The sequence below is a fragment of the Clostridium sp. JN-9 genome (assembly GCF_004103695.1).
GTDB lineage: Bacteria > Bacillota > Clostridia > Clostridiales > Clostridiaceae > JN-9.
The window spans coordinates 1,369,062-1,383,712 of the sequence record NZ_CP035280.1 but is presented as its reverse complement, the minus strand read 5'-3'; the positions used below and the strand labels follow the sequence as shown (position 1 = coordinate 1,383,712).

The 14,651-nt window shown below is 34.2% G+C and carries 12 protein-coding genes; 1 reads left to right on the top strand and 11 read right to left on the bottom strand.

Annotated features, from left to right (window positions below; all coding sequences use genetic code 11):
• Positions 1-348: 348 nt before the first annotated feature.
• The 6 genes from EQM05_RS06585 to EQM05_RS06560 form a co-directional block, all read right to left on the bottom strand.
• On the bottom strand, positions 349-2,019 hold the full coding sequence (locus tag EQM05_RS06585; RefSeq protein WP_128749289.1) for a peptide ABC transporter substrate-binding protein: 1,671 nt from the start codon (positions 2,017-2,019) through the stop codon (positions 349-351).
• A gap of 242 nt (positions 2,020-2,261) precedes the next feature.
• Entirely contained in the window at positions 2,262-3,242 is a 981-nt protein-coding gene (locus tag EQM05_RS06580) for a dipeptide ABC transporter ATP-binding protein (RefSeq protein WP_128749288.1), read from the bottom strand.
• Entirely contained in the window at positions 3,242-4,252 is a 1,011-nt protein-coding gene (locus tag EQM05_RS06575; protein WP_128749287.1) for an ABC transporter ATP-binding protein, read from the bottom strand. Before EQM05_RS06575 ends, EQM05_RS06580 begins: the two co-directional genes overlap by 1 nt.
• Before the next feature lie 15 nt (positions 4,253-4,267).
• Positions 4,268-5,203 carry an ABC transporter permease gene (locus EQM05_RS06570; RefSeq protein ID WP_205694179.1) on the bottom strand — a complete coding sequence of 312 codons (936 nt, stop codon included), beginning with the start codon at positions 5,201-5,203 and terminating at the stop codon, positions 4,268-4,270.
• Positions 5,196-6,116 (bottom strand): ABC transporter permease, encoded by a 921-nt coding sequence (locus EQM05_RS06565; protein ID WP_128749285.1) that lies wholly within the window; start codon positions 6,114-6,116, stop codon positions 5,196-5,198. The genes EQM05_RS06570 and EQM05_RS06565 overlap by 8 nt, the downstream gene beginning before the upstream one ends.
• Before the next feature lie 652 nt (positions 6,117-6,768).
• Positions 6,769-8,052: a glycoside hydrolase family 18 protein gene (locus EQM05_RS06560; RefSeq protein ID WP_128749284.1), complete on the bottom strand. Its 1,284-nt coding sequence runs from the start codon at positions 8,050-8,052 to the stop codon at positions 6,769-6,771.
• Positions 8,053-8,212: 160 nt separating this feature from the next.
• On the opposite strand from EQM05_RS06560, the gene EQM05_RS06555 reads away from it, so the two are divergent.
• On the top strand, positions 8,213-8,707 hold the full coding sequence (locus EQM05_RS06555; protein ID WP_128749283.1) for a DsrE/DsrF/DrsH-like family protein: 495 nt from the start codon (positions 8,213-8,215) through the stop codon (positions 8,705-8,707).
• A gap of 108 nt (positions 8,708-8,815) precedes the next feature.
• Here EQM05_RS06555 and EQM05_RS06550 read toward each other — a convergent pair whose 3' ends face one another.
• From EQM05_RS06550 to EQM05_RS06530, 5 genes are all read right to left on the bottom strand, one after another.
• Positions 8,816-10,498: a DNA mismatch repair protein MutS gene (locus EQM05_RS06550; protein WP_128749282.1), complete on the bottom strand. Its 1,683-nt coding sequence runs from the start codon at positions 10,496-10,498 to the stop codon at positions 8,816-8,818.
• A gap of 76 nt (positions 10,499-10,574) precedes the next feature.
• On the bottom strand, positions 10,575-11,672 hold the full coding sequence (locus EQM05_RS06545; protein WP_128749281.1) for a phosphotransferase: 1,098 nt from the start codon (positions 11,670-11,672) through the stop codon (positions 10,575-10,577).
• Positions 11,673-11,720: 48 nt separating this feature from the next.
• Positions 11,721-12,638 (bottom strand): sugar phosphate nucleotidyltransferase, encoded by a 918-nt coding sequence (locus EQM05_RS06540; RefSeq protein WP_128749280.1) that lies wholly within the window; start codon positions 12,636-12,638, stop codon positions 11,721-11,723.
• Between the two features lie 13 nt (positions 12,639-12,651).
• Positions 12,652-13,683, bottom strand: a complete 1,032-nt coding sequence (gene galE / locus EQM05_RS06535; RefSeq protein ID WP_128749279.1) for a UDP-glucose 4-epimerase GalE — start codon at positions 13,681-13,683, stop codon at positions 12,652-12,654.
• A 35-nt stretch (positions 13,684-13,718) separates the two neighbouring features.
• The gene (locus EQM05_RS06530; protein ID WP_128749278.1) at positions 13,719-14,645 is read right to left on the bottom strand and encodes an ROK family protein; all 927 of its coding nucleotides are present in this window, start codon (positions 14,643-14,645) and stop codon (positions 13,719-13,721) included.
• Between the last annotated feature and the right edge of the window lie 6 nt (positions 14,646-14,651).

Genomic DNA, 14,651 nt, shown 5'->3' with positions numbered 1-14,651 from the left:
CTGCCATATTATTAAAAGTATATATTATCCAGTATACCATATTCTTGAATTTAAGGCAATTAAATCGTTAACAATTTGTTAACATATCTGCCATATAAATGTCACCTGGCATTACTACAATATAATCATAAGTACACTTTAAAATTACCTGGCAGAAACTACGCCCCTTATAGTGGTTTCTGCTCTCCCCCCAGAAATCATATGTTTATGCATATAAAATAAAGTGGTTCAAAACTAATTATTTTGTTTTGAATCACTTATTTTTTTGTAATATAATAAATGTAAGTAAATCATGCAAAAAGGACTGCCGCAAAATATATGCAGCAGCCTTTTTGGGAATTTTAGTTTTTATTTCTGGATATATGCATCCTTAAAGAATACAAATCCTAGTGGTGACTTATGAACGCCCTTTAAATAATCCTTTATGCATGCAACATTTGTGTATTCATAAATAGGTATAATAGGCATGTCATTCATTAAAATATCTTCAGCCTGATGTAAATCAGCTGTTCTTTTTGTAGTGTCTATTTCTGCTTTAGCAGCAGCTATTAACTTATCATATTCTGGATTGCTGTATCCTGCAGCGTTGTTTCCGCCGCCGGTTACCCACATATCAAGGAATGTCATTGGATCAGCATAATCAGCTATCCAGCCATTTCTAGCCATCTGATACTGATGTTTTGATGTAACATCTAATTGAACTTTTCTTTCAACATTTCTTAATGTAATATTGATTCCTAAGTTCTTCTTTAACATATCCTGGATTGCCTGAGCTAAATCCTGATGTCCCTGACCACTGTTATAAAGTAATTCAATAGTTGGGAATCCCTTTCCATCTGGATATCCTGCTTCAGCTAATAGCTGTTTAGCCTGTGCTACATCTGCAGCAGCTTTATAGTAATCTTTTGTCTTAAAATCTGAACCGTCTTTTAATGTTATACCCTTTGGTACAAAGCTTGTAGCTGGTCTCTGTCCGCCTTTAGTAACATTGTTAACTAAGGATGTTCTGTCAATAGCCAGGCTGATAGCTTTTCTGACTTTAACGTTCTTTATAGCTTTTGCAACATCTTTATTAATTGAATCTATATTGTTGGATACATTGAAGCTGTAATAGTAAGTTCCAAGATAAGGATATACCTTAGCTGTTCCATCTTTTAATAATGAAGGAATTTCCTGAGCTGGAGGTGCCTCAATGTAGTCAAGCTGTCCAGACTTAAATGCTGACATATAACTTGTTTCCTGGTCAATCATTTTCATTGTAATAGCAGTAAGTTTAACTTTGTCTTTATCCCAGTAATTGTCATTCCTAACAAGATTAATACTGTCCTTAGGTTTCCAGTCTTTCATTTTAAAAGGACCGTTGCCTATGTAAGTTTCTCCTTTAAGAGACCATCCTTTTGGATCTTTTTCAACAACATCTTTTCTTAATGGCATATATGTTGGGAATGCCATAAGTGATAAGAAATATGGTGTTGGATTTTCAAGAGTTACTTCCAATGTGTAATCGTCAGTAGCTTTTACACCAACCTGATCAGCTGTAGCTTTCTTTGCAGCATTTGGATCAGCACTGCCATTATAAGCTTCACCATTCTTTAAATAGAATAACTGATAAGCATAGTCTGAAGCTGTTTTTGGATCCAGTGCTCTCTTCCATGCATATTCAAAATCCTGAGCTTTTACAGGCTTGCCATCTGACCATTTAGCATTTTTTCTCAAATGGAATGTATACTTTAATCCATCCTGCGATACTTCCCATTTCTCTGCAACACCAGGTATTACCTGCTCCTTGCTGTCTATGTCTGTAAGACCTTCGAAGGTATTTTCAATTACATTTCCACCTTCAACAGAACTGTTTAGTCCTGGGTCAATTGTCTTTGGCTCAGCCCCCAAATTGTACTTAACCACCTGATCTGCACCCTTGCCTGATGTTCCACTCTTACCGCAGCCAGCGAAAACTGAACCTGCTAACACAAATGTCATGGCAAGAGCAGCAAATTTTGCTTTTTTACCTTTTAACATTAATAGCCCTCCCTTTTATAATATAAGAGTTATGAGTTTAGAGTTGCGAGTTTAGAGTTAATGTGGTTTTGCCTTAGGGCAAAACTTTAAACTTATTTTGCCCTAAGGCAAATTTATTATTTGTTTTTCTGTAAGAAAAACCACATATACTTTCAACTTTCAACTCCAAACTTTTCACTCCAACTTTTAACTTCCAACTCAAAACTTTTAACTCAAAACTTTTAACTTCCAACTCAAAACTTTTAACTGTAAAGGTGGCATGCTACGCAGTGGCCGCCTCCCATGTCCTTAAGTTCCGGAGTTTGCTCTGAACATATAGGTTTTGCATATCTGCATCTTCCCTTAAATCTGCAGCCTGGCGGTGGATCAATTGGTGAAGGTGTCTCACCTTCAAGCATGATTCTCTGGTTTGCAGCTGCCATATCTGGGTCAGGTACTGGAATAGCTGATAATAAAGCTTTTGTGTATGGGTGAAGAGGATTGCTGTATAGTTCAGAACTTTTGCCTATCTCAACCATTTTGCCCAAATACATAACTCCTATTCTATTAGAAATATGTTTAACCATTGAAAGATCGTGAGCAATAAATAAATAAGTTAATCCTAAATCCTCCTGAAGATCTTCCAGCATATTAACAACCTGAGCCTGAATGGATACATCCAGTGCAGATATTGGTTCGTCGCAGACTATAAAGTTTGGCTGAACTGCTAAAGCCCTTGCTATGCCTATTCTTTGTCTCTGCCCTCCGGAAAATTCATGTGGATATCTATTACTGTGGTCGCTATTTAATCCAACTCTTTGTAATAAGTAGTGAACTCTTTCATTTCTTTCTTTAGGTGTCATAAGCTTATGAATGTCTATAGCCTCACCTATAATATCTCCTACTGTCATTCTTGGGTCCAGTGAAGCATATGGATCCTGAAATATCATTTGAATTTTCTTTCTGTAAGGAAGTATTTCTTTTGGGGAAAGTGAAGCAATATCTTTTCCTTCATATATTATAGATCCTGCTGTAGGTTCATAAAGTTTTATAACAGTTCTTCCTGTGGTGGTTTTACCACAGCCGCTTTCTCCAACAAGTCCTAACGTCTCTCCCTTATTTATTGTAAATGAAACATCATCTACAGCTTTTACAAAGCTTTCTTTTTTATTGAATATTCCTTTTTTAATAGGGAAATACTTTTTTAAATTTTTTACCTCTATTAATGGTGTATTTTCACTCATTATTCATTCCCCCTTCCCGTATAGCCTTCTATCTTTGGTGCATTAGGATGGTTCAGCCAGCATGCAGCATGATGTCCTTTTGAAATTTCAAAGTTTTCTGGTCTCTGCTGTAAACATATCTTCATGGCATATTCACATCTTGCTGCAAATGGGCATCCAACTGGAGGTTTTAACAAATCAGGAGGAGTTCCATTTATAGGTTTTAATCTTTCTTTAATATCCAGTTTTGGATTTGGTATACTTCTAAGCAATCCCCATGTATAAGGGTGCTTGGGATTATAGAAAATGTCCCTTACTGTTCCAGTTTCAACTAATATGCCTCCATACATAACATTGATTTTGCTGCATAAGTCTGCCACAACACCTAAATCATGAGTGATTAATATTATAGACATACCTAGTTTTTCTTTTAAATCCTTCATTAATTCAAGAATTTGTGCCTGAATTGTAACATCCAGAGCTGTTGTAGGCTCATCAGCTATTAAAAGCTTTGGAGCACACACCAGTGACATAGCTATCATAGCTCTTTGCCTCATACCGCCTGAAAACTCATGAGGATACTGCTTCATCCTTTTTTCAGGACTTGGAATACCAACCAATTTTAACATTTCAACGGCCTTATCATGAGCTTCCTTCTTTGAAACCTTCATATGCTTAAGAATTGGCTCTGTAAGCTGTTCTCCAATGGTAAAAACAGGATTTAATGATGTCATTGGATCCTGAAATATCATTCCAATATCATTTCCTCTTATTTTTTCCATTTCTTTATCTGAAATTTTTGTTAAATCTTTTCCATCAAAAATAATACTTCCTTCTTTGATTTTGCCTGTATCTGCCAGTAATCTCATAACGCTCATCATTGTAATACTTTTTCCGCTGCCGGATTCCCCAACTATACCAAGAGCTTCACCTTTATCAAGATCAAAGCTTACACCTCTGACAGCCTGAACTTCACCAACGTGTGTATAAAATGATGTATATAAATTATTTACCTGAAGTAATTTCTCCATTGTGAATCCTCCTATTTACTTTCTCATCTTAGGATCAAGTGCATCTCTTAATCCATCGCCAAGGAAGTTAAAAGCCAGTATAGTCAAACATATTGCAAGTGCTGGAAATAATAATTGGTAAGGATATATCTGATATCCTTCTAAAGCATCTGATGCAAGTGTTCCCCAGGAAGCCTGCGGTGCGCTGACTCCAAGTCCTATAAAACTAAGGAAGGATTCTGTAAATATTGCATCTGGTATAGTAAGTGTAAGTGTTACAATAATAGGCCCCATACTATTAGGTATAAGATGTTTCAAAAGTATTTTTGCAGGAGATGCACCAAGTGTCCTGGCTGCAAGTACAAATTCCTGTTCCTTTAAAGACATTATCTGTCCTCTTACTATTCTTGCCATTGTAAGCCAGTAACTTATGGCCAGGGCTATTATAATACTCTTTAAGCCAGCGCCTATTACAACCATTAAAAGAATTACATATATCATCATTGGTACAGCATAAAGTATATCAATGATTCTCATCATTATGTTATCAACTTTCCCGCCCATATATCCAGCAATACCTCCATATAATATTCCAATAACTATATTAAGGAAACTTGCTACGTATCCAACTGTAAGTGAAATTCTGGCACCGTATATTACTCTTATAAAAATATCTCTGCCAAACTTATCAGTACCAAACCAATGTACAGCACTTGGATTTTGATTTGCTATGCTTAAATCCTGTGAATAATAATTAAATTTTGAAAACACAGGTACAAAAATTGCAACTAAAGTAATAAATATTACAAATGATAAACCAGCTATAGCCAGCTTGTTTTCTTTTAATCTCTGCCAGACATCCTGTAGAAATGTTAAGCTTGGTCTAACTATTTCATCTGAGTTTCTTTCACTTTCAGGAACTCTCTCAAATAAGTCTTTTGAAATCTCCACGAAGCTCTCCTCCTTAAGCATCCAATTTTATTCTTGGGTCGATAACTACATATAAAATATCCACAATTAAGTTACATAAAACTAAGAAAGTACTATAGAAAACAGTTACCCCTAAAATTGTGGTATAATCTCTGTTTGAAATACTTGTAACAAATTCCCTGCCAAGTCCAGGTATACCAAACATAGATTCAATAACAAAGCTTCCAGTTAAAATGCCAGCAATAAGAGGTCCAAGATAAGTTACAATTGGAATTAAGGAATTTTTCAAAGCATGTTTATAAATAATTTTTCCTGCAGACAATCCTTTCGCTTTAGCAACCTTTATATAATCCTGTCTTACTACTTCCAGTAAGCTTGATCTGCCTAATCTTGCAATGAAGGCCATGGAATAACCTCCAAGAGCTATTACAGGAAGTACATAATTTATTGGGCCGTCAAAACCAATTGCAGGGAACCAGCCCAGTTTAACTGAGAAAAAGTAAATCAGCAAAGTTGCCATAACGAAACTTGGCACCGTAACTCCTAAAGTGGCAATTACCATTGCCAGCCTGTCCTGCCATTTTCCCTGATGCAGAGCTGCCTGAATTCCCATAATCAATCCTAATGCCAGTGCAAATAAAACTGAAACACCGCCTAGTTTAGCAGAAGTAGGAAAAGCATAACCAATAACATCATTTACTGATCTGCCATCAGCACTCATTGACAATCCTAAATCTCCATGAGCCAGATTCTTTAAATAAGTAGTGTACTGCTGACTTAAAGGCTTGTCCAAGCCATACTTTGCTTCAAGATTAGCCTGGATTTCCGGCGGCAGTTTTTTTTCGCTGGTAAATGGCCCCCCAGGTATTGCATGCATCAATAAAAAGGTAAATGTTATTACGATAAAAATAGTAATAGCGCTAGCAATAATTCTTTTAACAATATACTTTAGCATATTCATCCTCCGCCCTTTATGATTTGTTAATAAATACATTATTTTTGTTATAAAGCAGTATGTAAAAATGTATTTGTTTTGGCAATTTAATAATCCTGCAAATTTTATACTTAAATAAGTACTAGTGTTCTAACATCTTATACTAATCATAGGTATCTTTTACATTTACAGAACAATTACACATAATAGTGAATTATATATCACGATAAGTTTCATTTATTGTTCTTTTGTAACCTGTCCTCTTTAAGTTCTTGTTAATGATACTACTACATTCATCTTTGTATTTCAATGGTTTTGAAGTTATTTTTATAAAAATAATTTTTGAGAGAATGTTCGTATTTATGATTGAAATATACTGCAATTATTCATACTTTATAATTCATAATTAATTTTATTCAATTGTTATTCATTTATTTTTTATCATTATGTGCAAAAAAATAAACTGCACATACTATTTTTTAAATATAATATGCGCAGTTCTTATAATACATTTATAATTTACCTTCTATGAGAAAATTTATCAGCATGCATCTTCTTGTCAGTTCTATGGATTATTGTTCATTTACATTCTTAAGACTATCAAGACCGCATGATATTACACCAAAGGAATGAATATTATTAATTTTCGGACTCTTTGGAACTAGGCTGTATATTATCGTTTTACTACATTAAAATTGTTTTCGATAAGTAGCCAGTTTTGAGGGAATGGGATTCCAAGTTTCCAATAGCTTATTCCTCTGAGGTTAAGCTCTTTTATCAGGTTAAATTTTGCCTGAATTGATCTGGCATCCTCAAACCATACAGTATGATTTTTGCCGCTTGAATCCGTATAATCAAAGTGTGGAGCCTGAGATTTTGTATCATAGCTTATTGGTACATTATTTTCTGCTGCTAACAAAATAGCTTCCTGAGGGCTCACTGCTCTTGCGGTACTTCCCTGCACAAAAGGCAGAGTCCAGTCATATCCATATAGGTTTTGTCCCATCATAATTTTAGAAGAAGGCATTTCTGTAAGGGCATATTCTATAACCTGTCTTACCTGAGGCAGTGGTGACACAGGCATTGCTGGTCCGCCACTGTAGCCCCACTCGTATGTCATTATGACAACAAAATCTGCAATTTGTCCGTGAGCTCTGTAGTCATGGGCTTCATACCATTCGCCTGCCTGGGTGGCGCTGGTTTTTGGGGCAAGGGCTGTAGACATTAGGAAACCCTGGGCACTTAGCCTTGCTTTGGCCTTTCTCAGAAAAGCATTATAATTTTCTCGGAGTTCTCGAGGCAGATGCTCCATATCAAAATGTATATCTTTAAAGTTAAGACGCTTTGCTGTGGCAATAATATTGTCAAGCAGCGTATTTTGCAGCTGAGGATTAGTTAAAATAAGCCTTCCAAGCTCTGTGCTGAACTGTCCCTGTTCAAGATTAGTAACTGCCATTAATAAAATGGCTCTGCTGTTATCTGCAATTCTTCTAAAATTGTTTAATGGTGGTTCCTTTAATGTGCCATCTCTTTGAATTTGAAAACTAAATGGTGCCAGATATGTCAGATGAGGGGCTGCACTTCTGGCTGACTGCTCCAATTCTGGTGAAACCGTTCCAGCTATGGGTTCCACATATGCATTTATTTCAGCACTTCTTTTGGGACGAGGAGGGATATACAATCTAAACCCAATGGGTAAAGACATATTAGGTGATATTCCATTAATTTTGGCAAGTGCCAAATAGTTCATCCCGAAGTTTCTTGCAATACTGTATAAGCTGTCTCCAGGGCTGACCCAGTAAAAACTTCCTACAATAGGAATTACAATAGCCTGACCAACAACCAGTTTGTCGGGATTTGGAAGTTCATTTGCTCCAACAATTGCGCCAACAGTAGAATTATATGTTTGTGCAATGCTGTATATAGACTGCCCAGTCTGAACAACATGAATTTGCATAGTATCTCCTTTAACTCTTAATTCTCTGTTACTATTTTATGAATTTAAGTGAAGATTGTGTCATTTTTCTTATGACAGCATATCTTTTTTATTTTATTTATCAATTTGAATAATTTTCACCTATTTGTAACATCATTAAACTTAAGGAGGTGATTACAAAATGGATGATAATAATGTAAAAGGTAAAAAATTAAGTCTGCTTCTTTTTAGCGGAGAATATGATAAGGCATTAGCGGCTTTAACAATTGCAAATGCTGCCAGAGAGCTTAATGTTGAAGTAAGCATATTTTGTGCCTTTTGGGGGCTTTTCATTTTAAGAGACCCTGAAAAAATCACATTAGAACATAAAACAGCATATGAGAAAATGTTTAGTACAATGACTCCTAAGGGCCCTGAAGAACTGGGCTTATCAAAAATGAATATGGCTGGTATGGGTAAGGCAATGCTTGAAAAGATGATGGAAGATACAGAAACTCCAAGACTTATTGACTTTTTAAAGGGGGCAATAAAAAAAGGAGTTAAATTCTATGGATGTAAAATGTCGGTGGAAGTTATGGGGTTTAAACAAGAGGAGTTTATCCCAGAATTTCAGATTATAACTGCTGCAGACTATTTAAATATAGCGTTAAATTCAGATATGCAGCTTTTTGTGTAAAAAACCGTTAAACTAAGGATTAAAGATTAAAGATTAAAGATTAAAGAATGTGGTTTTGCCCAGAGGCAAAACAACAATATTTGTTCTTTGTTCTTTAATCTTTGTTATTTATTCTGCCTCCCATACACCATCATTTAAAAACTTATCTGCCTTTGCTTGTGCTTTTTGTACAATAGTATCATTATATCCTAAAATTCCTAAAAGCTTTATGGCATTTTGAGTGGTAGATCTTCCTTTATACATTTTATAATCAAAGGTTATTTCGTTATTTTCAATTTCTTCCTGGAAATGATAGTTTGTAAAATATTTTTCTAATATATGTGTAAGTTCAACATCGTGAGTTGCAGCAACACATATGCAATTATTTAAAGTTAAATATTTCAGCACCTGGGAAGAAGCGGATATTCTCTCTATGGTATTAGTTCCTCGAAGTATTTCATCCACAAAGCAAATTGTAGGTATTTCTTCATTTACACCATCAATAATTCTCTTTAAAGATCTGGTTTCTACAATATAATAACTTTCTTTATTGAATATATCATCCTTTAAAGCCATAGAAGTATATATCTTAAAATAGCAGCATCTAAATTCTTTAGCTAAGCAGGTGTATATTGTCTGGGCAAAAATAATATTTATAGCCAGTGTTTTTAAAAAAGTAGATTTCCCTGATGCATTGGATCCTGTTATTAAAATTGAATCTGTCATTTCCAGGGAATTAGGTATGGATTTCTTTATAAGAGGATGAATCATATCCCTAAATGTGCTGATTTGCTCCTGCTTGTTGATGCATTTGGTTAATTCCGGGGTAACGTAATAATTTACCCTTTTTCTATAGGATGCTATGGCAATTAAACTATCTATAGTGCCTATAACTTCAAATATATTTTTAAACTCATTACTTTTTTTCTTAAGCATATCTGACATTTTTTCATAATTAATTAAATCTCTAAGTAAAAGTATACCTATGTATTCATTCATTATTCCAACATCTGTACCATTATTTCCTGCATTAAATGATACATTTTTTATGCTTCTTAATTCATGAAAGGCCTCTTTTAATTTCACATTATAACTTTCCAATTCTTTTATGTCTTCTTTTAGAATTAAATCAGCATATTTAATTATTTGTATTATGTACTTAAATGATTCAAGCTTATAGCTTAACTTCATTTTTCCCCGATAATATGTATACATATTCACTAAAATAGCTGTTAAAATAGCAATTACACCAATTTGTGCATTTAAAAACATTACACCTATACATATAAAAGGCATTACAGCCAAAATTCTATAATACATTAAATTTGATTTTATTTTTTCATCTTTGTTATAAAAATAATCTGATATAAGGCAGCTTCTTTCTTTACCTAACTTAGCAAGTATATATTGTATTTTCTTTCTTTCATCTTCATGTTCTTTAAAAAAATTTATTAATTTATCCCTTTGTTTAAGTTGTTGTTCATTGAATAAAGGTTCCCTTAAAATATTATATAAGCACTGTTCACCTGGACTGCTTTCAGTAGTGTTTATCTTTTTAAAAATACTATCCATGCTTAAATCATTCCAGGTAATTTCATCAATGAAAAATTTATTCTCTTCTGCATTCTTTTTATTATTAAAATATTCTGCAATGGTTTTTAAGTCATCTTCGCTATATTTTTCTTCCACCTCTTCTCCCCAATTTGTTTCAATTCTTTTCTTAATTTCTTTATTCCTTTTTATATTTGATCCTAAAGAAATCACAGTACTTACTAATATAATTGCTAATATATAATATACAATAGTGATCATCAATGTTCACCTCCAGAAATCATTATACACTGAAATTACCCCTAAGGGCAATTAGATTCCCAAAGGGGTAATTTCATTATTGGCATACTTTGCTTACAATAGCCTCCATTTGCTGGAACTTTGTTTCCATATCAGCTACCATTTTAAATTGATTTCTTGCTCTTTCAAGGTTGTGTTTTTCTCTGTGAATTTTAAAGTAAACATCACCATCTAAATAATCAGTAAGGAATCTTATACCACACTCGAAGGTTAATAGTTTTCCACTAAAGGGTAAAAGTTTTATTTCCATGTCTGTAAGTGATTTTCCTGCTGATTCTATAAATCCTCTGGTAAAATTCTCAAATAATTCAAGACTTATGCCTACCTTTGAAAGGTCAGTATCATCTTCTTCTGCAGTGGCAGCTCCAGATCTTATGGAATCCCCAAAATCATATAAGGATAGGCCAGGCATAACTGTATCCAAATCTATTATGCAAATGCCTTCTCCTGTAATATCATCTATTAATACATTATTGAATTTAGTATCATTGTGGGTAACACGTAGTGGCAGTTTATTTTCATTAAGAAGATCTAAAAGAACATTTGTGTCATCAGCTCTGTCCATTACAAACTTTATTTCATCCTTAACTTCTGCTGCTCTTCCTTTAACATCCTTTTCAACTGATTTTAAAAATGTTTCATATCTTTTTACGGTATTATGAAAGTCAGGAATAGTCTCATGCAGTTTTTCTGCTGGAAAATCTGAAAGAAGCTGCTGAAACTTACCAAAGGCTTTTCCAGAATTATAAAGATGCATTGGGTTTTCAACAAGCTGATAAGTTTTGGCATTTTCAATAAATATATAAGCCCTAAAGCAGTCACCATTTTCACTTTTGTAAAAGCTTTTTCCATCCTTTGTATATACGATTATTAATGATTCTCTATTTGGATTTCCTCCGCTGGCCATTATCTTATTCTTTATGTGTGCTGTTACATTTTCTATATTTTCCATTAAATCTTCTGGTGATTTAAAAACCTTAGTATTTATTTTTTGAAGAATATATCTATGAATAGAGTAATCTTCATTTTCAAAATAAACTGAAAAAGTACTGTTTATATGACCAAAACCATATGGCACTGCTTTTATAAATCTGCCGCTGAATTTGAATTGTTTTACTATTTCATTAATATCCATTATTTTATCCCCCTGTATTCCTGCACCGCACTTATTAAAATTAAGTATCTATTTCCATAACTTTTCTGGATATACTCCGTTGTTTATAAGATCATTAATTGCCTTATTAACATGTGGCTTATCTTCTTTGTAAGTAACTCCGTGCCACTGTTCCCTGGAAGTTATAACTTTAACCTTTGCCCTGCCTTCTGCTATAAGATTATCAACAACACTTGGAAGGAAATACTCAGCCTTTAATATATCTTCCTTATCATCTTCCAGGAATTTTGTAAAACCTTTTTCTAATTCTTCAAATATACTTGGAGTAAATCCCCAGGTGTTCATTGAAACTGTACTTCCCTTTGGAATGTCAATCCAGTCTTCGCCGTCCTCTGTATATTTTGCAGCATCTTCAAATTTCTTAATTTGGGTTCTTTCAGTTATATTAATTAAATAATTTTCATCATCTACATTACATATACCTCTGGCAACGCTTCCATGCTCAGTAAGAGTATTTTCAAGCTTGAAGCCAACCATAGCATAGTTATAAAACTCTTTATCATCCTTAACCTGAGAAAGAAATCTTCCTATTTCCTCAAAAGATGTAGATCCATAGAAATCATCTGCATTTATTACAGCAAAAGGTGTATTAACAACATCTTTGCAGCATAAAACTGCATGAGCTGTACCCCATGGCTTAATTCTGCCTTGCGGTACCTTAAAATTTGAAGGTACCTTATTAACCTCCTGATATACATAATCAGTATCAATAATTTTACTTATTCTGTTTCCTATAGTTTCACGAAAGGTATCTTCGATTTCTTTTTTAATTATAAACACTACTTTTCCGAAGCCTGCTTTTATGGCATCATAGATGGAATAATCCATTATAATCTCGCCATTTGGCCCAACGGGGTCTATTTGCTTTAATCCCCCATATCTGCTTCCCATTCCTGCTGCCATTATTACTAAAGTTGGTTTTACCATGAGAATTCTCCTTTCACTTCTGATATTTATTTGTATCCTCATATCCATTAGGATTATTTGACTGCCAATTCCATGAATCTTTACACATGTCATCAATTGTTCTTTTTGCTGTAAATCCCAGATCTTTTTTTGCTTTTTGTGTGTCAGCATAGCAGGAAGCCACATCTCCAGGTCTTCTTTCTACTATTTTGCAAGGTATTTCCCTGCCGCAGGCCTTAGAATATGCCTGTACTACTTCTAACACTGAATATCCATTGCCTGTACCTAAGTTATAAGCTTGTATTCCTGGATTTGAATTTAATTTTTCAAGTGCTTTAATATGCCCCTCTGCCAAGTCAACTACATGAATATAATCCCTTACTCCTGTGCCATCTTTTGTTGGATAATCACTTCCAAGTACATTCAGACAGTGAAGTTTTCCACATGCAACCTGTGCTATATATGGAACCAGATTATTAGGTATGCCCTTAGGGTCTTCGCCTATAAGCCCGCTTTTATGGGCACCAATAGGATTAAAATAACGAAGCAGAGCTATATTCCAGCTATTATCTGATATATATAAATCCCTGAGAATATCTTCAATCATAAGCTTTGTTCTTCCATACGGATTTGTTGCACTAAGAGGAAAATCCTCAGATATTGGAACAGTTTCTGGATTTCCATAAACCGTTGCCGATGAACTGAATACAAGCTTCTTTACATTAAATTCATTCATAACTTCACATAAATTCAATGTACTCATAAGGTTATTATTGTAGTATCTTAATGGAATGGAAACAGATTCTCCTACAGCCTTTAGTGCTGCAAAATGTATAACAGAATCAATATTGTTTTCTTTAAACATTTTTCTTAAAGATTCTTTATCAAGTAAATCAGATTTATAAAACTTGAAATCTCGTCCAGTTATTTTTTTTACTCTATTTAGTGATTCTTCACTGCTATTAATAAGGTTGTCTACAACAACTATCTCATAACCTTTTTCAAGTAATTCCACAGCAGTATGGCTGCCTATATAGCCTGCACCACCTGTAATTAATATTGACATTTTCATCTCTCCTTTTAAATCTGCCGGGATTAAAATTAATGACTCAGCCTGTCTTTAACTATATAACATGCTCCAAGTAACCCTGCATCATTATTAAGACCTGCTTTAATTATTTTTGTATATCCTCTGTAAGGCTCCATTACTTTCTTTTGAAATAAGCTGTTAACCTCATTAAAAAATTTATCTCCCTGTGCAGCTATTCCTCCCCCAATAACTATAGTCCCTGGGTCCAGTATATGAGTTAAATTTACTAAACCAGCTGCTAAGCTATTTAAATACTCTTTATATATATTGCATGCAATTGTATTACCCTGTCGAACTTTCTGCATTACCTCTTCACCATTTGACAGATTATCTTCTGCTTTTACTGCTTCATTATATTTTTTTACTAAAGCTGATGTAGAGGCATAGTTCTCAAAGCATCCCTGGAAACCGCAATTACATTTTTCTCCATTGAAGTTTATTGTCATATGTCCTACTTCACCAGCATATCCGCCAACACCTCTGATTAGTTTTCTGTTTATAACAATTGCCCCTCCAATGCCTGTACCCAAGGTAAGGCAGACAAAAGTGTCAATATCCTTTGCAGCACCAACCCACATTTCTCCAAGTGCAGCAGCATTTACATCATTCTCAGCAAATGCTTTCACACCTGTTTCTTTTAGTATTTCCTCTGCCAGCTTAGCCCCGCTGTAGTCAGCAAAATTAATAGCTCCAGCTACTACTTCTCCTTTCTGAATATCTACCTGTCCAGCTGTACTTATTCCTGCATATTTAATGCCATATTGTTCTTTTAAGTTATTTATTATTTCACATAACTTTTTTGGTATATTAACTTTGCAAAGAGATTTAGGTGTAGGTGTTTTATCCTTGCATAATATACCACCATCTTCAGTAATAACTCCATATTTTATAAAGGTCCCGCCTATATCAAAGCATATAATGTTATTAATTTTAACCATCCCCCT